Source organism: Bradyrhizobium sp. SZCCHNS3052, assembly GCF_032484495.1.
Classification (GTDB): domain Bacteria; phylum Pseudomonadota; class Alphaproteobacteria; order Rhizobiales; family Xanthobacteraceae; genus Bradyrhizobium.
In genome coordinates, this window is record NZ_JAUETB010000001.1 from 350,816 (window position 1) to 368,831 (window position 18,016).

An 18,016-nucleotide genomic window follows, 5' to 3' on the forward strand; every position below is an offset into this window, starting at 1 on the left:
TGAAGATCCTGGATTGCTTCGTCGCCTACGGCTCCTCGCAATGACGCTCGTTGCGAGCTTGCGCGGTCGCTCCGATCAGTTCGCCGGCATGCTCTTCTCGACCAGCTTCACCCAGTACGATGCGCCGGCGCTGAGGATGTTGTCGTTGAAGCGGTAGGCCGGGTGGTGGCACTCGTTGCCGGGGCCCATGCCGAGGAACACGAAGGCGCCCGGACGCGCCTCCAGCATGAACGCGAAATCCTCGCCGCCCATCAGCGGAATGGCGCGGTCGTTGACACGCTCAGCGCCGGCGACGTCGCGGGCGACGTCGGCGGCGAAAGCCGCCTGCGCAGGGTGATTCATCGTCACCGGATATTTGCGCTCGTAGATCGCCTCGGCCGAGCCGCCATAGGCGCGCGCGGTGGCCTCGGCGACCTCGACGATGCGCCTCTCGACGAGATCGCGGATCTCCGGATCGAGCGTGCGCACGGTGCCCAGCATCTCGACCGTCTCGGGGATCACGTTGAAGGTGGTGCCGCCATGGATCGAGCACACCGAGATCACCGCCGACTTCAACGGATCGACGTTGCGGGCGACGATCGACTGCAGCGCGTTGACGATCTGCGAGGCGATCAGGATGCTGTCGACCGCCCGGTGCGGGCCGGCGCCGCCATGGCCGCCCTTGCCGGTGACCTTGATGTGGATCGCATCAGCCGAGGCCAGCATCGCGCCGGGCGAGATTTCGAAATGGCCTTCGGGCACGCCCGGCATGTTGTGCATGCCGTAGACCTCCTGGATGCCCCAGCGCGTCATCAGCCCGTCATCGACCATCGCCTTGCCGCCGGCGCCGCCTTCCTCGGCCGGCTGGAAGATGACGATGGCGGTGCCGTCGAAATTGCGGGTCTCGGCGAGATATTTCGCAGCGCCCAGCAGCATCGCGGTGTGGCCGTCGTGGCCGCAGGCGTGCATCAGGCCCGGCGTCTTCGAGGCGTAGGGAACGCCAGAGGTTTCCTCGATCGGGAGCGCATCCATGTCGGCGCGCAGGCCGATGGTCCTGCCGGAGGCCGACTTGCGGCCGCGGATCACGCCGACCACGCCGGTGCGGCCGATGCCCGTCACCACCTCGTCGCAGCCGAATGCGCGCAGCTTGTCGGCGACGATGCCGGCGGTGCGATGCACCTCGTACAGCAGCTCGGGATGTTCGTGGAAGTCGTGGCGCCAAGCGGCCATTTCGTCGGAGAGCGCGGCGATGCTGTTGAGGATGGGCATGAGGACCGGATGACTCGCTGAAGTGGATCGGGACGCTGCAGTGGATGCGGCCAAGCCAGCCGGCAGCACCGCGCGGTGACCGACTATGACCCGGTCAAAAAAGCCAGGCAAGTTGCCGCCGGCCATGGCGCCATGCGCGGATGCGCGGTCACCTCGACGGACCACGCCGGGCGTTCCGGATTGCGGAACGGGAGTCAGGTGAGCGGGGCGGGGGCCGGCACGCGGGGATATTTGCGCTCGGGTGGTACCTCCAGGCGGAAGGCCCGCAGCTTCGGCTCGTCCCACGCCGCCAATGGCGTGCCGCAGACGCCGCAGTCGAACCGCCCGGCAGCGCCAATGGCGGAGGTCGATTCCGCGATCTCGTAGGCGGCACGGCAATGGGGACACGTCACGCTGGATATCTTCATGAGATCACGCTCCCAAACAGCTCGACCAGACGCCTTGAACCAGATCAATGCGGTCCATGAACCGACGTCACCGCGTCCGGTCGTCACGCCTCCTCGGCCTGCCATGGCGTCGGCGCCTTCGTGAAGGCGCGCCACGCCTCGCGCAACGGCTCCTCCACGCCGGCCATGGCATGCGACTGCCATCCGGTGATCGCGGCGGCCGCGATCGCCGCCTCGGTGGAGGTGGTGCCGAGGGTCTCGATCACGCCGGCGGTGACCGCCATGTCGTTGTAGTGGCCAAGCTGTTCCTGGAAGCCGGCGAGCGTCCTGGCATATCTCTTCGCCGATTTGCTCGCGCCGTAGAGCGGCAGCAGGAAGTCGATGCTGTAGCGCAGCTTCTTCAGCGCGAGACGCAGCCGGTGGCGCCGCTCGGCCGGCAGCTTCTTGAAGCGGCGGCCGCGCTTGAGCACCTTCTGGTGGCGCTCCGACAGGACAGGCCCGGCGAAATCGATCGCGGGCGCCGCGAGGCGTCGGAGATCGTCGGGGGAGACGTCGTTGCGCCAGCCGCGGGTCTCGATCCATTCGCCGAGGCCGAGCACGAAAGCGGCGCAGCGGCGCTCGGCAAGCGCGATGCGCAGCGTGCGATAGGCGAGATCGCGCCGCCGCTCGGCGAGCGCCCGGAGCGAGTCGAAGCCTGCAACAGTGGGGCAGGCCTCGGCGATCTCGGGCAGCGTATCGGTCAGGAACACGTCGAGGTCGCGCGCCGCCGAGAGGCTCTGTGCCAGCCAGCGCGCATCCGCCTCGAGACCGTCGAGCGTCGCCGAGGTCCCGAGCGGCCGCATCAGGTGCAACGCGGCGCGCAGGCGGCGCAGCGCCACCCGCAACTGATGCACGCCTTCCGTATCGCGTCCGTCCTCTGCCGCAGGCATGGCCTGCAGCAGATGATGCAGGCTGCCGCGCAGGACGAGGGCGAAGCTCTCGTCGAGAGACACCGCCGGATCGAGACGCAGCTTGGGCGGCTTTTCGGCCCCCGGCGCTGCGCCGGCTGCGAGGTCGAAACCGCGCGCGGATTTGCTGCGGATCGAAGGTCTGATCGGTCCGTGATCGGCGATGCGCTGTGCGATCTCGTAGATGGCGGCGGGGTTGCCGCTCTTGAGCTCCAGCTCGATCTCGCTCACGATCTCACGGTGCTCGCCGGCCTTGATGACACCGCTGTCGAACGCGATCTCGATGGTCGCACCGGGCACGTCGAGCATGCGCGCGTGACGATGCACGTCGGTCGTGAACACCGCCTCGAGCGTTGCCTCGGCCAGCGCGGAGCGAAGCTCCTCCGGCAGCAGCGCGGCCGCCAGCACCGGATCTGGCGCCAGCGAGCTGACGCTGGCCTCCCACTCTCCGCGCTTGAGTGGGTCGTCGCTGTGCTGCTCTTTCACAGTCTGCACGAAGCGCGAGCCGCTCTGGCGCACCCGCAAGGTGAAGCCGTTCTTCCACAGCGTGCGCTTCGGCGTGTCGTAGTAGACCGATGTCAGATGCTTGCGCGAGCCCTTGTTGCGCGCATGCGCGGTGACGACCGGTGCGTTGTTGAAGCCGGCGAGTTGATCGGGCGCGACGAGGAGTTTCAGCTCGATCTCGTGGCCGCTGCCGGCCGCCGGATCCGGCAAGGACGGCGCCGCGACCTCCACGCCAAGCGCTGCGGCATCCTCCTGCGTGGCCGCGTGATCGGCTAGGTGCTGCGCAGTCAAGCGATCGGCGGCGCCACCGGGATCGCTGCTCGCCGACTCACCACTCTCCCGCACGCCGACCGCATGGCCACTGCCGTGGATCGACGCCGGTGCGTTCGAATCGGGCATGTGTCGATTCTGTAACCGTTTAATGACAGTCATCTCTCGTATAGCTGCAGCCGGCACAAAGGGACAGTGGCATTTCTCGCAGGCCGTCGACGATGCGCGACGCGCCAGAGCTTACAGGTCGCATTTTTTGTTGCTGCTTCAATGACAAGTGCTCGCGCTTCCGGCCGGCAGGTGCTCACGAAGATATGTCCGTCGCAGCCGCAATGCACCGTCGTGCGGCCGCGCCGCCACAGGCGGAACTTCAGATCGAGCCGGTGAGCATGAAACGCGTGGCGATGAAGACGGCGGCTGCGGTGGTCGCAATGCTCGCGGCGGCCACGAGGCCGCGGCCGCGACGCGCCAGCGCGCGGGAGCGCTCGCGCGGATCCTGCGCCGGATCGACGGATGCGCGCCGGCTGCGCCGATGGCGTACCGCCTGCACCCAGAAGGCAAGCGCAGCGATGCCGGTTACCACTGCAAATACGGTCGTCACGCCTGCGGCAAAGCCGAGATCGACACCGACGCTTTCCAACATCGCCCGCAGATGCACAGCTAAGCGGGCCAGGAGAGTTGCGGCATAGTCGGCTGCTGCAGCGCCGGTGTAGAGCAGAACGGCAGTCCAGACCACCGCAGCCATCGCAATCAGGATCGACACCAGCACGGCGAGGCCGTCGCCTGCAATGAAGCCGATCGAGGCGGCGATCAGCGCCAGCGCCGGCATCACGTTGCCCATCGGGATCGGCAGGATGATGGTGACCGCCATCAGAAGCAGCGGCAGCGCGAGCAGCATCCGCGCCGGCCGGCCGGTCAGCCAGACCAGCCGGTCCTCGCGCAGGCCGCGTTCGGCATAGCCCGCCCAGTCGAGACCGGCGCGGATGATCTTGCGCAGGAGCCGCTGCGGCACCGGCCGGCTGCGCAACTGTTCGGGCAGCCATAGCCGCTCGGCGCCGAACAGGATCTGCAGCGCGACCAGCGCGACAAAGGTGCCGAACACCATGCCGAATGGGCCCGGCAACGGGATCAGCGCCGGCAGGGTCAGCAGCAGCAGGGTCAGGCCAAGACCTTCCGATTCCAGCCGGTCGAACAACTCGCCGATCGACGGCTCCTCGGACCGCACCGTCCGGGCGATCGCGAGCAGCCGGCGGCTGATCGGCCCGTTGTGACGGCGTGGCGCCGAGGAGTCCTCGTCGTCGGATGCGACATCATTCACTGCCACGCAGCAACCTCTTGTCCTTCGACCTGCCTCACTTCATCGGCTCGACCGCAGGCCGCGTCTTCCACAGCGAATAGGCGATGCCGGCGCCGAGCAGACCGAACGTGATGCCGAGCGAAATCGCGGGCGGAAACTTCTCGAGCCCGAGCAGGTCGGCCAGGAAGATCTTCGAGCCGATGAAGATCAGCACCGCCGCCAGCGCCAGCTTGAGATACTGGAAGCGATCCACCATCGCGGCAAGCGCGAAATAGAGCGCGCGCAGGCCGAGGATCGCGAAGATGTTCGACGTGTAGACCACGAAGGGGTCGGTCGAGATCGCGAAGATCGCGGGCACCGAGTCGACCGCGAAGATGACGTCGGCAAACTCGATCAGGATCAGCGCCAGGAACAGCGGCGTCATGAACCAGGTCGGCTTGCCGCGCGCATCAGGCTGGCGCACGAAGAAGCGCTCTTCGTGCAGGCGGTCGGTGACGTCGAAGCGGCGGCGCACCCAGGCCAGCGCCGGGTTGGCGCCGATGTCGTGCGGCGTGTCCTTGAACACCAGCATCTTGATGCCGGTCGCGACCAGGAACAGCGCGAACAGATAGAGTACCCAGCTCGCCTGGGCGACGATCGCGGCGCCGAGGCCGATCATGATCGCGCGCAGCACGATGACGCCGACGATGCCCCAGAACAGCACGCGGTGCTGATAGGCGCGCGGGATTGAGAAGTAGCTGAAGATCATGGCGATGACGAAGACGTTGTCCATCGCCAGCGCCTTCTCGATCGTGAACGCGGTGAGATAGGCGGTGCCGGCCTCGGCGCCGATTTGCCACCACACCCAGGCGCCGAAGGCGAGGGCGAGCATGATGTAGATGCCGCTCATGACGAGGCTCTCGCGTACCGAGATCTCGCGCGTCTTGCGATGGAGGATGCCGAGATCGAAGACGAGGAGGGCGAGCACGATTGCGAGGAAGGCGAGCCACATCCAGACGGGCTTGCCGGCAAACGCGATGAGCAGGAATTCCACGACGGGTCCCTCTTTCAAGCCGGTGAGATTGATGTCAGGTCCGACATCGTGAGCGCACCGGCAGCTTCACCAGAGGGGCCCGGACCAGGGGTAGGCGACGGACGTATGTGTCTGCCGATTGGTTTTCAAGAGCCTGCGGTTTTCAAGAGCCCGCCGTTCGCATCTGCGTTCAGCAAGATGAACGGCGAGGTGCGACAGAGTGTCTGCTGCCCGGCGGCCGTCTTGCGGCTGTGCGGCGGTGAACTAATTCCAGAGGGCCGGAGATCCGGGCCCCTCTGATAGTCCGTGAGACTATGATGTCGGACTCTCTTTCATGACCGCTGCCGCTGGCGGTATTGCGCACTTCGGGCGCTATTGAGGAGTTTGACGAGATGCGGCCCCACGCGTCGCTTGTTGCTATCGGGCCTTGCGGCTCTCGCCCCCACATCACCATCCCAACAATCGTTACCCCGCTCAAACCTCCCGGCATCGCTTGGAGGGGCGGCGGTGATCGTGATGGAACCGGAGCGCCTGCTCGCCACTTTGTATGGAACCTGCGTGCTGGAGCGCGCTGGCATTTTGTGTACGGGAGACAATCGTGACCACGGGGGGTGACCAGGTATCGATCGCGAAGGCGCCGCCGTCGCGCCCGGCCGTGGCAACGCGCCGCCTCTTGATGATCATCAATCGCGGCAGCCGCTCCGGCGGCGAAGCGGCCGGCGTTGCCGTGTCGCGGCTGAGCGCAGCCGGCTATGATCTCGTGATCTCGGCGCCGCATAGTCCGCGCGAGGTGGCGCCGTGGATCGAAGCACATGCCGACGATGCGGAGGCGGTCGTCGTCGCCGGGGGGGACGGCAGCCTGAACGCGGCTGCGCCCGCACTGCTCAAGACCGGCCTGCCGCTGGGCATCATTCCGGCCGGCACCGCCAATGACCTTGCCCGCACGCTTGGCCTGCCGCCGGATATGGAGGCCGCGGTCGATGTGATTGCGGCCGGCCATCGCCGCCGGATCGATCTCGGCGAGGTCAACGGGCACCCGTTCTTCAACGTCGCCAGCCTCGGCTTGAGCGCCGAGCTCGCGCGGCAGCTGACCAAGGAAACCAAGCGGAGGTTCGGCCGGCTCGGCTATGCGCTCACGGCGCTGAAGGTGCTGACCAATGCACGGCCGTTCCGCGCGATGATCGTATCGTCCGACGGCGCGGTGCGGGTGAAGACACTGCAGATCGCGGTCGGCAATGGCCGCTACTACGGCGGCGGCATGGCGGTCGATCACCGCGCCGAGATCGACGATTCCCATCTCGATCTGTATTCGCTGGAGATCGGCCGCATCTGGAAGCTGCTGGCGATGGCCTATGACTTCCGCAAAGGCCGCCACGGCCTGTGGCAGGAGGTGCGGGCCTCGCGTGATACATCGTTCGAGATCCGCACGCGCCGTCCGCGCCGGATCAATGCCGATGGCGAGCTCGTCACCTTCACGCCGGCGCGCTTCTCCGTGCTGCCGCGTGCGGTCACGGTGTTCGTGCCCGAGGTCGCAGCGCAGGACCGCACCTGACGCGCGGCCGCTTGATCCGCCGTTCGCGGACACTCGATTTCGACTGATCACCCGATTGAGAGACCCATGACCAAGCAGACCCGCTTCAATCTCTGGTACGCAATCGTCGCGATCTTCGTCGCGATGATGATCCACAATGCGTGGACGAGCTATCGCCAGGTCGCCGTCATTCCCTACAGTCAATTCCAGGACCTGCTCGCAGCCGGCAAGGTGAAGGAGGTCGGCGTCTCCGAGAACTACCTGGAAGGCACGCTGAAGGAGCCGCTGCCCAGCGGCCAGTCGCGCTTCGCGACGACGCGCGTCGACCAGGAGTTCGCCAAGGAGCTCAGCAAGGCCAACGTCACCTTCACCGGCCGCGTCGAGAGCAACATCCTCGGCGACATCCTCTCGCTGGTGATGCCGATCGCGCTGTTCTTCGGCGTCTGGTACTGGCTGTCGCGCCGGATGATGGGCGGCGCCGGCGGGCTCGGCGGCGGCCTGATGCAGATCGGCAAGAGCAAGGCCAAGGTCTACGTCGAATCCAACACGGGCGTTCGCTTCGACGACGTTGCCGGTGTCGACGAGGCCAAGGACGAACTGCGCGAGATCGTCTCGTTCCTGAAGGATCCGAAATCCTATGGCCGTCTCGGCGGCCGCATGCCCAAGGGCGTGCTGCTGGTCGGCCCGCCCGGCACCGGCAAGACGCTGCTCGCCAAGGCGGTCGCGGGCGAGGCCGGCGTGCCGTTCTTCTCGATCTCGGGCTCGGAATTCGTCGAGATGTTCGTCGGCGTCGGTGCCGCGCGCGTGCGCGACCTGTTCGAGCAGGCCCGCGCCAAGGCGCCCGCAATCATCTTCATCGACGAGCTCGATGCGCTGGGACGTGCCCGAGGCATGGGCCCGTTCGCCGGCGGCCATGACGAGAAGGAGCAGACCCTGAACCAGTTGCTGGTCGAACTCGACGGCTTCGATTCCTCGACAGGTCTCGTGCTGCTGGCGGCGACCAACCGGCCCGAGATTCTCGATCCGGCGCTGCTGCGCGCCGGCCGCTTCGACCGCCAGGTTCTGGTCGACCGGCCCGACAAGCCGGGTCGCATCCAGATCCTGCAGGTGCATCTGAAGAAGGCCAAGCTCGCCGCCGACGTCGATCCGGAGAAGGTCGCGGCGCTGACGCCCGGCTTCACCGGCGCCGATCTCGCCAACCTCGTCAACGAGGCGACCTTGCTGGCGACGCGGCGCGGCGGCGACGAGGTCACGCTCGATGATTTCAACAATGCGATCGAGCGCATCGTCGCCGGATTGGAGAAGCGCAACCGGCTGCTCAATCCGAAGGAGCGCGAGATCGTCGCCTATCACGAGATGGGGCATGCGATCGTCGCGATGAGCCTGCCGGGCACCGATCCCGTGCACAAGGTGTCGATCATCCCGCGCGGCGTCGGCGCGCTCGGCTACACCATCCAGCGCCCGACGGAAGATCGCTTCCTGATGACGCGCGAGGAGCTCGAGAACAAGATGGCGGTGCTGCTCGGCGGCCGCGCCGCGGAGCTCGTGGTCTACGGCCATCTGTCGACGGGCGCCGCCGACGATCTGCGCCGCGTCACCGACATCGCGCGCTCGATGGTGACCCGCTACGGCATGTCGGAGCAACTGGGCTCGGTCGCCTATGAGCGCGACAACCAGTCGTTTCTTGCGCCGGGCGTCTCACGCAGCGCCGAGTATGGCGAGGCCGCAGGGGATGCGATCGACGCCGAGGTGCGTGCGATCGTGACGAACGCGCTGGAGCGCACCCGCAAGCTGCTCCAGGACAAGCGCGACGTGCTGGAGCGCGCGGCGCGCCGCCTGCTGGTCAAGGAGACGCTCGACGAGAGCGAGCTCGCCGCCCTGCTGAAGCAGGACCAGCGCGCCGGCGATCTCGTTGTGGCAGCGAAGCCGATATAGTTGTCGAGTCGGGGAGCAAAGGCGCGGCCGTGCGGTCTCCACGATCGGGATTGTGTAGCGCCGTGCCCATCGTCTTGGCAATGAGCTCGCCGCACGACGATGGGCACGCTGCCGGCTGACGGCGGCTGCTTTGCCCACCCTACGGCGGCCACGCTCACCGCCGCGGCCACATCCGGGCCAGCGCCTCGTCCTTCTTGACAAACGCGTGCCAGAGCGTGGCCGCAATGTGCAGGCCGACCACGAGATAGACCAGATAGGCCAGCGTATCATGCGTGATCTCGCCGGCATGGGCGATCGTCCTGTCGCCGGCGAACAGGCGCGGCCAGCTGAAGGTCCCGAAATAGCGCAGCGAGTAGCCGCCGGCCGACGAGAACATGTAGCCGGTGACGGGCATGATCAGCAGCAGCGCATAGAGCGCCCAATGATTGAGCTGCGACAGCGCGCGGACCATCGGTCCGAACGTGGCCGGAGCGGCCGGCGCCGTGGTGCGAGCCCGCACGATCACGCGGATAATGGCCAGCATAAACAGCGTGACGCCGAGCGATTTGTGAACCTCCAGCAGCTCCCGCCGCGGCGACGTCCCGGCCGGCTGAAGGCCGCAATACAGCCCGATCAGCATCGCTGCGATGAACAGCAGGGCGGTCGCCCAATGAATCCATCGCAGCAGGGGATCGTAGCTCGCGATCGTCTCGGGCATGTCGGGCTCGTCAGTGGTGAATTCCGGCGACCTGCTTAGTCGCGGATCTGACCTCTGTCGAAGGATCAGAGGTCGACGACGAGATGTCGGACAACCGCACAAAGGCATCTGCTGATCATTTTTGAGTGATTCCATGCGTGCCGCTCTGTCAGTCGCGCCTCGATAAGCCGTCCCCCGTTCGATGACCGCATTGGATCAAGCGACGATGTTGCCTTGCGGATGACGGGCGGTGCTGAGAACTGAGCGGGTGGTCCTGCGGGCTCGCGCAGGGATTGTGCCTTGATTTTCCTGCAATTGCGGACCAATCTCCCTGCCGGCATTCTGGTCGGGGGGCCTCGTGTCCAATCCTGTTGCAAAGAACATCGTGCTGTTGTCGGACGGGACCGGCAACAGCGCCAAGGCCGTGTTCAAGACCAATGTCTGGCGCCTGTTCCAGCTGCTGGACCTGCGCGATCCGCGCCGGCAAGTTGCCTTTTATGACGATGGCGTCGGAACGTCCTCCTTCAAGCTGTTCGCAGCCCTCGGCGGCATCTTCGGCTTCGGCCTGAAGCGGAATGTGATTGCGATCTACAGCTTCTGCTGTCGCAACTACAAGCCGGGCGACCGCATCTACTGCTTCGGGTTCAGCCGCGGTGCCTTCACCATCCGTATCGTGGCGGCAATGATCGCGGGGCAGGGGCTCGTCGCCTACGACGACAATGAAGCCGATCTCGCCCGGTTCGCCGCAGACGCCTATCGCCGCTATCGGCGTCGCTACAATAGCGGAATTCTCAGATATCTCGGCAAGATCGGCCTGGACCTGCGCGGAGTGCGCGACTGGGGAATCAGAACGCTGCGCAGAGTGCAGGGCGTGGCGCTGCAGGCTCCGCCAGCAGTCGAGGTCGAGAGCGTGCATTTCGTCGGCATTTGGGACACCGTTGACGCCTACGGCGGGCCGATCGAGGAGATGACGCGCGCCATTGACTATTGGATCTGGCCGCTGTCGATGCCGGACCAGTTCATGAATTCCAAGATCCATCGCGCTTGCCACGCCCTCGCGATCGAAGAAGAGCGTGACGCCTTCCGCCCGGTGATCTGGGATGAGCGCTATGTGTGGGGACGGGACGAGGCTGTTTCAGGCCGCAGTGACAAGAAGGACTGGCTGTTCGGCATCGACCACGATCCGCGCAGCGCGGCTGCGAAACTGGCCGAGCCGCCGCCGCATCTGCGCACCGATCTGCCGCCACGTGACCGCGAGCGCATCAGCCAGGTGTGGTTTACCGGCGTGCATTCCGACATCGGCGGCGGCTATCCGCAGGATGGCCTTTCCTATGTGACGCTCGATTGGATGCTCGACCGCGCCCAGGCCTATGGTCTCGTCTATCTCGACGGGCGGCGCAGGCTGCTCTACGATCCCGAGATCGATCCGCTCGACACGCTGAACGACTCGCGCAAGGGGCTTGCGGCCTACTACCGCTACAAGCCGCGCAATCTGCGCGAGATCTATGACGCGCCGCCCTACAAGCTATCGCTCCGGTACGATGTCAGTCGCATCAAGTGGCTGCTTCATTCGCCGTTCAAGGCCCAGACCGGGCTTCTTGCTGACGATCTGCATCCGAGCCTGCCGCAGCCACCTCTGCCGCCGGTGAAGCCGACGATCCACCGCACCGTGTTCGAACGCATTGGGTCGGGTCCCGATCACTATGCACCGGTGGTCGTACCCGCCGCTTACCGCGTCACGGATGAGACCGATACGCCGGTCGATGCGCTGCATCCGCTCGATCACGGGCACGCGCGGACGCGGGTGCAGGACGATGTCTGGAATTGGGTCTGGCTGCGCCGCGTGGTCTATTTCGCCACCATGTTCGCGCTGCTGTTCGTCGCGGCGATCCCATATTTCGTCATCTATTGGCCGCGCGTGCTTTATGAGCCCTTGCATGGGCTGGTAAATCCGCTGGTCAACGGAGCGGCAGCCTTCTTGCCCAAATTTCTCGACCCATGGTTCGTCGCGTTTCGGGATTCGCCGGGTTTGCTGGTGGTCGGTGTGGCCGCTGCGCTCGGCTTGACGGCGTGGGGCACCTCACTGCAGCGAACGATCCGCGACGCCGCACGCATCGCCTGGAACGATCCATCCCGGCACAAGCCGGTGACCGGCTGGCGCGCGACGGTTTATTCGCTGCGACGCCAGGGCTGGTATGTTGCCGGTTTCTATCTGCTGAAAACGTGGATCTTCCCGTTCGCCATCATGTTCTGGCTGTTCTGGTGGCTGGGGTTCGGCGCGGCCAATACGGCCGGGCTGTTCTGCAAGGAGACGCTGAGGCCGATCGAGGTCGAGGAGACAGAGATCGGCGCATACCCTGGTGGAAGCATCCGGCCAGTATTCGAGACGCGTCACCATTGCTATCCGACAGCGCTGACCGTGGCGCAGGGCGAGACCTATCAGATCGTGCTCGACGTCGGGGAGGCATGGAGCGACGGCGGCATCCCTGCGACTCCGGCCGGCTTCGGTTACGGCACCTGGACCCAATTGCCTGGGATACCCTTCAAGCGGCTGATCTGGTCGAACTGGTTCGCACCGATCGTGCGGGTGGGCAGCACCGGGCTGGAGGAGCATCTCCCGGCTTTCCAGCAGGAAACGCCCGGCAGCAGCCGCTGGACAGCCAGGTTCACGGCCCGCAGCGATGGGGAGGTGTTCGTCTACGTCAACGACACGTCCATCATGCTTCCTTGGCTGCTGTTGTATCGATTCTACTTCAACAACAAGGGCAACGCGGTCGTCTCGTTGAAGAAGCTGTAGCTGCAAGCGCTGCCAGGTCTGGCACTTGTCGAGCGTGACGTCGTCACGCTTCAGATGCTGCGCGGCACGGGCTGGTGTTGGCGTCGGGGCTGGGTAGGATACAGGCATTGATCGACTGCGAAGAGTACCATGACCCGACGAAGCTGGACAGGATGGACCGCACGCTTGGCGCTCGCCGCCGTCACGCTCGCCGGTGCCAGCGCCCATGCCGCCGAGCGGACGATGTCCTGGGACAGCGGCTGCCGTTTCACGGTCCGGTACGATCCCGCCAAGCACGACGAGACGCGGCTGCGCAACACCGTCCGTCTGCTGTTTGGCCCGTCCGATTTCGACTCGCCGGGCACGTTGCCGGCATTCGACCCGAAGGCGGTCGCGGCGCTCGACGCCGACAAGATCGACCGCGCCTGCAAGGCCACGCTCGACGCTGCCGCGCGGCTGGAGTTCATCGCGCTGCCCGGCATCGATGACTATCGGCGCGCCAGGGTGGCGGAGCTGAAGGACAGTTGCGATTTCGACCTGGTGCAGACCCGCGGATTCAAGACGCCCTCTACGCTGCGCGACTACCAGCCTGCCGCCGCCTGCGCGCGCTTCGTCGACGCGATCGAGGGCAAGACCGACCTGCAGCAGATGTTTCGCCAGACCGTCGACAAGGGCTGCGCCGACAACGCCAGCCCGAAGGCCTGCGTCGCCCGCTACGTCGCCGAGGCGCAGAAGCCGGACGGCCAGGAGCGCATGCGGATCTATCTGGTCAATTTCGGCTGGAGCAATTGCGCTATCAACTACAACCTCCGCAACACCGGCGAGAAGAAGATGGAGGCGATGCGGAGCGCGCTCGAGACCCAGTTCCGGAAGATGTTCAAGGTCAAGCAGGACAAGTGCGAGGAGGCGGACTGAGGCGTCCGCCCGCTCGACGCGCGCTCAGCTCTCCCCGAACACGCGCTTGAAGATCGTGTCGACGTGCTTGAGGTGGTAGCCGAGGTCGAACTGCTCGTCGATCTCGGCGTCGGTCAGGTACTTCTTCACGTCAGCATCGGCCTTGAGCAGGGTGCGGAAGTCGCCTTCGCCGCGCCAGACCGGCATCGCGTTGCGCTGGACCAGTCTGTAGGAGTCCTCGCGGCTCGCGCCCTTCTGGGTCAACGCGATGAGCACGCGCTGCGAGTGGACGAGGCCGCCGAGCTTGTCGAGGTTCTTCTCCATGTTGGCCGGGTAGACCAGGAGCTTCTCGATCAGGCCGGCGAGGCGGATCAGCGCGAAGTCGAGCGTGACGGTGGCATCGGGGCCGATCATGCGCTCGACCGAGGAGTGCGAGATGTCGCGCTCGTGCCAGAGCACGACGTTCTCCATCGCGGGCGTCACATAGGCGCGCACCATGCGGGCGAGACCGGTGAGGTTCTCCGACAGCACCGGATTGCGCTTGTGCGGCATCGCCGACGAGCCCTTCTGGCCCTCCGAGAAGAACTCCTCGGCTTCGAGCACCTCGGTGCGCTGCAGATGGCGCACTTCGGTCGCCAGGCGCTCCACGGACGATGCGATGACGCCAAGGGTCGCAAAGAACATCGCGTGGCGGTCGCGCGGAATCACCTGGGTCGAGATCGGCTCGGGGCTGAGGCCCATCGCCTTGGCGACGTGCTCCTCCACCCGCGGATCGATCTGCGCGAAGGTGCCGACGGCGCCGGAAATCGCGCAGGTCGCGACTTCCTTCCGCGCGGCGACCAGGCGCTCGCGCGCGCGAGAGAATTCGGCATAGGCATAAGCGAGCTTGAGACCGAACGTCACCGGCTCGGCGTGGATGCCGTGCGAGCGGCCGATGGTCGGCGTCATCTTGTGCTCGAAGGCGCGCGTCTTCAGCGCCGCCAGCACGCGGTCGAGATCGGCGAGCAGCAGGTCGGCCGCACGGGTGAGCTGGACGTTGAGGCAGGTGTCGAGCACGTCCGATGACGTCATGCCCTGGTGCACGAAGCGCGCCTCGGGACCGACGATCTCGGCGAGATGGGTCAGGAAGGCGATGACGTCGTGCTTGGTCTCGCGCTCGATCTCATCGATGCGGGCGACGTCGAAGGTGGCGTCCTTGGCCTTGGCCCAGATCGTCTTGGCGGCCTCCTTCGGGATCACGCCGAGCTCCGCCAGCGCGTCCGCCGCATGCGCCTCGATCTCGAACCAGATCTTGAACCGGGTCTGCGGCTCCCAGATCGAGGCCATTTCGGGACGGGAATAGCGGGGGATCATCGACGGCGCTCCGAGGCGGGAGGGAAGGTGGGCGGGACCAAGCGTCCGCGCCGGCATTTTACGCCGCGCTTTACCAGAGCGGCCGGATCGACACAAACGGCGGTCTTTCCGGCTGCTCGGCATGCCGTTACCGGATCATAATACCATTTTCAAAAAATCGCGCTGACAGATATTGAAATCTGTCAGCGCGATGGTGTATGTCGATCCTGCCATCTTGCTTAAGACCAACTTCCACTGTCTGACCTTGGGTTCAGCGGTTTCAACTGCGAAGGACCGCTTCGATGAAGATTGAAAAGCGATTGTTGCACTCACAATTTCAGGACTGGCTGAATCTCCAGGTCGCGCGTCACCTGGAGGCCCAGGCCACCAGGTTTCGCGCGCCATCGTCCACCGACCAGGCTGAGACGATCCAGATCAAGGCGAATTCGTCCGACGCCGATATGGTGCACGCATGAATGAGGCCGTGGTTCTGACATCCGAGCGCATCCTCGAAGTCACCGAGGACGTGTTGCGCCGTTATGGGCTCGCCAAAGCGACGGTCGTCGACGTCGCGAGAGCGCTCGATGTCAGCCACGGCTCCGTCTACCGTCACTTTCCGAGCAAGGCGTCGCTGCGTGAGGCGGTTGCCAAGCGCTGGCTCGAGCGGGTCAGCGCGCCGCTGGCGCAGATCGCGGCCGAGCCGGGACCGGCGCCGGCGAAGCTGGAGCGCTGGCTGCGCGAGCTGTTCGGCGCCAAGCAGAAACGGGTCTGTGAAGATCCGGAGATGTTCGCGACCTATCTCACCCTGGCGCGCGAGGCGTGCTCGGTAGTCAAGGCGCACAAGCAGAACCTGATCGCCCAGGTCGAGGGCATGATCGCTGAGGGGGTCGCGCAGGGGACGTTCGATGTCGCTGATCCCAAGACCGCGGCCGCGGCGATCTTCGACGCGACCCGAAGCTTCCATCATCCCGCCCACGCTGACGAATGGGGCGAATGCACCTGCTCGGCCCGCGTCGATGCCGTGCTGACCCTGCTGCTCCGTGGACTTCAGGCGCGCTAGGCGCGCGCTCATCCGGGCTACAAATCCGTCAGCCCGCTGGTCACCGCCAGCCGCACCAGCTGCGCATCCGTCTGCAGTCCCGTCTTGGCCTTCACCAGATAATGATAGTTCTGCACCGTCTTGACGCTGAGGTGCAGGTTCGTGGCGATCTGCTCGGTGGTCAGGCCCGACGCGAACTGGCGCAGGATTTCGATCTCACGCTCGCCGAGCCGGTCGAGCACGGTCTGCTGCGGATCGAGACTGTCGGCGGCCAGCACATGGGCGACGTCGTCGCTGAGCGCGCGCTCCCCGCTGATCACCATGCGGATGGCACGGACCAGCGCCGACGGCTCGCTGCTCTTGGTGACGAAGCCGCTCGCGCCGGCGGCGAACGCCGCCTTCACCAACGGCGCCTCGCCATGCATCGAGAACACGAGGATGCAGGCGCGATTGTCGCGAGCGCGGATATTGCGGATCGCCTCCAGCCCGCTGGCGCCCTTCATCGAGATGTCGAGCACGACCACGTCGGGCGCATGCGCCTTGAACGCGGCATAGGCCGCCGCGGCGCTGTCGGCCTCGGCGATGACTCGAAACCCGTCCTGGCTCTCCAGCACGCGGCGATAGCCTTGCCGGACCACCGGGTGGTCGTCGACCAGCAGGATCGAAATGCCTGTGCGCTCGGGCATCCCCGTAATCTCAGGCGGCCAGTGGAATTGTCGCGGAGACGCTGAGCCCGCGCGCGGCCGGTCCGATCGACAGCGAGCCGCCGACGGCGGCGATGCGCTCGCGGATTCCGGTCAGGCCGAAGCCGCTCGATTGCGCCAGCAGGGTCGCATCGCCGCCGCCGTCGTCCTCGACTGAAATCAGCAGCGCACCGTCGGGCCCGGAGCGCCGCTCGACCCGCAACGACACCTCGCTCGCACTGGTGTGGCGCAGGGCGTTGGTCAGGCACTCCTGCGCCATCCGGTAGGCGGTGACCGCGACCGGGCCCTGGATGTCGGCGAGATCACCGTGGAGGTCGAGCCGGATCGCCGGTCGCGCGGCGTGCTGATAGTTCTCGGTCAGCGCGATCAGGCCTGCGGCGAGGCCGAGCTCCTCGGTGAGCGGACGGCGCAGTCGGCTCAAGGTGCCGCGCAGGCACGCCATCAGATGGCTGACGGATCGCGTGATCATGCGTGCGTCCTGGGCGATCTGATCGTTGCGGCCGTTGCCGGCGCTCTCGATCGTCGAGGCAAAAGCGAGGATCGCCGTGAGGTTCTGCCCGAACTCGTCGTGCAGCTCGCGGGCGAGCGCCCGCCGCTCCTCGTCGCGGATGTCGAGCAGGCGCTCGGTCAGCGCGGCGCGCTGCTCATTGGCCTGCGCCAGCCGGTCGCCGAGCTCGCCGACGGCGCGGCCGATCATCGCGAGCTCCATCGAGCGGAAGCGCGGCAGCGAGGGGCGGTGGTCGCCCTCGGCCATCCGCTGCAGCGCCGAGACGATGCTGCGCGCCGGCGCCAGCGCATGGGCGATCGCCAGCGAGGCCAGTACGCCGATCGCGACCGCCATCGCCAGCGCCACGCCAAAGCTGTCCTGGATGCGCAGCCAGGCGAGCTGGATCGCCGCATCGGGATCGGCGATCGCCGAGACGGTTCCCGCCGTGGTGGCGCGCGCGCTGATCGGCTGCGCGACCGCCGCGTGATCGCCGAGGATGGCTTCCACGGCGCTTGAGAACCAGCGCGGCGGCGCGGCGCCGAGGCCCTTGCTCTGGCCGCACAGCGGCTTCTCGAACGCCGCCTCCGGCTTGAACTGTACGCAGATGCCGGGCGCGATCAGCTTCATGGTCTCGGTCGTGCGCCAGTCGGGCAGCGGCAGCAGCCGCTCGCGCGATCGGTTGCCGCGCAGCAGCAGCTCGCGCCAGTACAGCGCCTCCAGCGCCTGCGAGACCCGGTCGGCCGATGCCGCGGTGGCGCGGTCGACGCTGCGATAGGCGTCGACGGTGACCCATACGGCCGCGGCGGCCAGACACAGCAGCACGATCAGCGCAAGGCGCGCAATGAGCTGGAGCACGAGACGCATGCGATCCTCTCCACGGCTTTTGCCGCAGCGTAACAATGGGCTGGTGCTCCGCCAAGCAAATGCACTGCAGCAAGCGGCAGGTTGGGAAATTTTCCCGAGAGCCTCGAGGCAGAT

The 18,016-nt window shown here is 66.3% G+C and carries 15 protein-coding genes; 6 read left to right on the forward strand and 9 right to left on the reverse strand.

The annotated features are described in order from the left end of the window. Positions 1–75: 75 nt before the first annotated feature. From QX073_RS01560 to QX073_RS01580, 5 genes are all read right to left on the reverse strand, one after another. The gene (locus QX073_RS01560; protein ID WP_315714803.1) at positions 76–1,248 is read right to left on the reverse strand and encodes a M20 aminoacylase family protein; all 1,173 of its coding nucleotides are present in this window, start codon (positions 1,246–1,248) and stop codon (positions 76–78) included. Between the two features lie 194 nt (positions 1,249–1,442). Beyond that, positions 1,443–1,655 carry an MJ0042-type zinc finger domain-containing protein gene (locus QX073_RS01565; protein ID WP_315749332.1) on the reverse strand — a complete coding sequence of 71 codons (213 nt, stop codon included), beginning with the start codon at positions 1,653–1,655 and terminating at the stop codon, positions 1,443–1,445. Between the two features lie 83 nt (positions 1,656–1,738). Beyond that, complete coding sequence (locus QX073_RS01570; protein WP_316225583.1) at positions 1,739–3,484, reverse strand: CHAD domain-containing protein; 1,746 nt, start codon at positions 3,482–3,484, stop codon at positions 1,739–1,741. Positions 3,485–3,725: 241 nt separating this feature from the next. After that, complete coding sequence (locus QX073_RS01575) at positions 3,726–4,679, reverse strand: exopolysaccharide biosynthesis protein (protein WP_316185273.1); 954 nt, start codon at positions 4,677–4,679, stop codon at positions 3,726–3,728. Between the two features lie 28 nt (positions 4,680–4,707). Continuing rightward, positions 4,708–5,685 carry a TerC family protein gene (locus tag QX073_RS01580; protein WP_316225232.1) on the reverse strand — a complete coding sequence of 326 codons (978 nt, stop codon included), beginning with the start codon at positions 5,683–5,685 and terminating at the stop codon, positions 4,708–4,710. A 577-nt stretch (positions 5,686–6,262) separates the two neighbouring features. Here QX073_RS01580 and QX073_RS01585 point away from each other — a divergent pair. Continuing rightward, positions 6,263–7,216, forward strand: a complete 954-nt coding sequence (locus QX073_RS01585) for a lipid kinase (RefSeq protein WP_316175529.1) — start codon at positions 6,263–6,265, stop codon at positions 7,214–7,216. Positions 7,217–7,282: 66 nt separating this feature from the next. Continuing rightward, on the forward strand, positions 7,283–9,130 hold the full coding sequence (gene ftsH, locus QX073_RS01590) for an ATP-dependent zinc metalloprotease FtsH (protein WP_315714798.1): 1,848 nt from the start codon (positions 7,283–7,285) through the stop codon (positions 9,128–9,130). Between the two features lie 154 nt (positions 9,131–9,284). Here ftsH and QX073_RS01595 read toward each other — a convergent pair whose 3' ends face one another. After that, complete coding sequence (locus QX073_RS01595; protein WP_315826286.1) at positions 9,285–9,827, reverse strand: cytochrome b; 543 nt, start codon at positions 9,825–9,827, stop codon at positions 9,285–9,287. Positions 9,828–10,164: 337 nt separating this feature from the next. Here QX073_RS01595 and QX073_RS01600 point away from each other — a divergent pair, with 337 nt between their 5' ends. Continuing rightward, positions 10,165–12,603, forward strand: a complete 2,439-nt coding sequence (locus QX073_RS01600; RefSeq protein ID WP_315714796.1) for a DUF2235 domain-containing protein — start codon at positions 10,165–10,167, stop codon at positions 12,601–12,603. Positions 12,604–12,732: 129 nt separating this feature from the next. Then, positions 12,733–13,497, forward strand: coding sequence for a hypothetical protein (locus tag QX073_RS01605; RefSeq protein WP_315749342.1), 765 nt, complete (start codon positions 12,733–12,735; stop codon positions 13,495–13,497). A gap of 24 nt (positions 13,498–13,521) precedes the next feature. Here the strand turns inward: QX073_RS01605 and purB are convergent, their stop codons facing one another. Beyond that, on the reverse strand, positions 13,522–14,829 hold the full coding sequence (gene purB / locus QX073_RS01610) for an adenylosuccinate lyase (RefSeq protein WP_316225233.1): 1,308 nt from the start codon (positions 14,827–14,829) through the stop codon (positions 13,522–13,524). Positions 14,830–15,110: 281 nt separating this feature from the next. On the opposite strand from purB, the gene QX073_RS01615 reads away from it, so the two are divergent. Together QX073_RS01615 and QX073_RS01620 are read left to right on the forward strand one after the other, a co-directional pair. Next, positions 15,111–15,284 (forward strand): hypothetical protein, encoded by a 174-nt coding sequence (locus QX073_RS01615; RefSeq protein WP_316225234.1) that lies wholly within the window; start codon positions 15,111–15,113, stop codon positions 15,282–15,284. Then, entirely contained in the window at positions 15,281–15,868 is a 588-nt protein-coding gene (locus QX073_RS01620; RefSeq protein ID WP_315714792.1) for a TetR family transcriptional regulator, read from the forward strand. The genes QX073_RS01615 and QX073_RS01620 overlap by 4 nt, the downstream gene beginning before the upstream one ends. A 17-nt stretch (positions 15,869–15,885) precedes the next feature. On the opposite strand, the gene QX073_RS01625 is transcribed toward QX073_RS01620, so the two are convergent. Together QX073_RS01625 and QX073_RS01630 are read right to left on the reverse strand one after the other, a co-directional pair. Continuing rightward, the gene (locus QX073_RS01625; protein ID WP_315714791.1) at positions 15,886–16,533 is read right to left on the reverse strand and encodes a response regulator transcription factor; all 648 of its coding nucleotides are present in this window, start codon (positions 16,531–16,533) and stop codon (positions 15,886–15,888) included. A gap of 10 nt (positions 16,534–16,543) precedes the next feature. Continuing rightward, positions 16,544–17,902 (reverse strand): histidine kinase, encoded by a 1,359-nt coding sequence (locus QX073_RS01630; RefSeq protein WP_315749346.1) that lies wholly within the window; start codon positions 17,900–17,902, stop codon positions 16,544–16,546. Between the last annotated feature and the right edge of the window lie 114 nt (positions 17,903–18,016).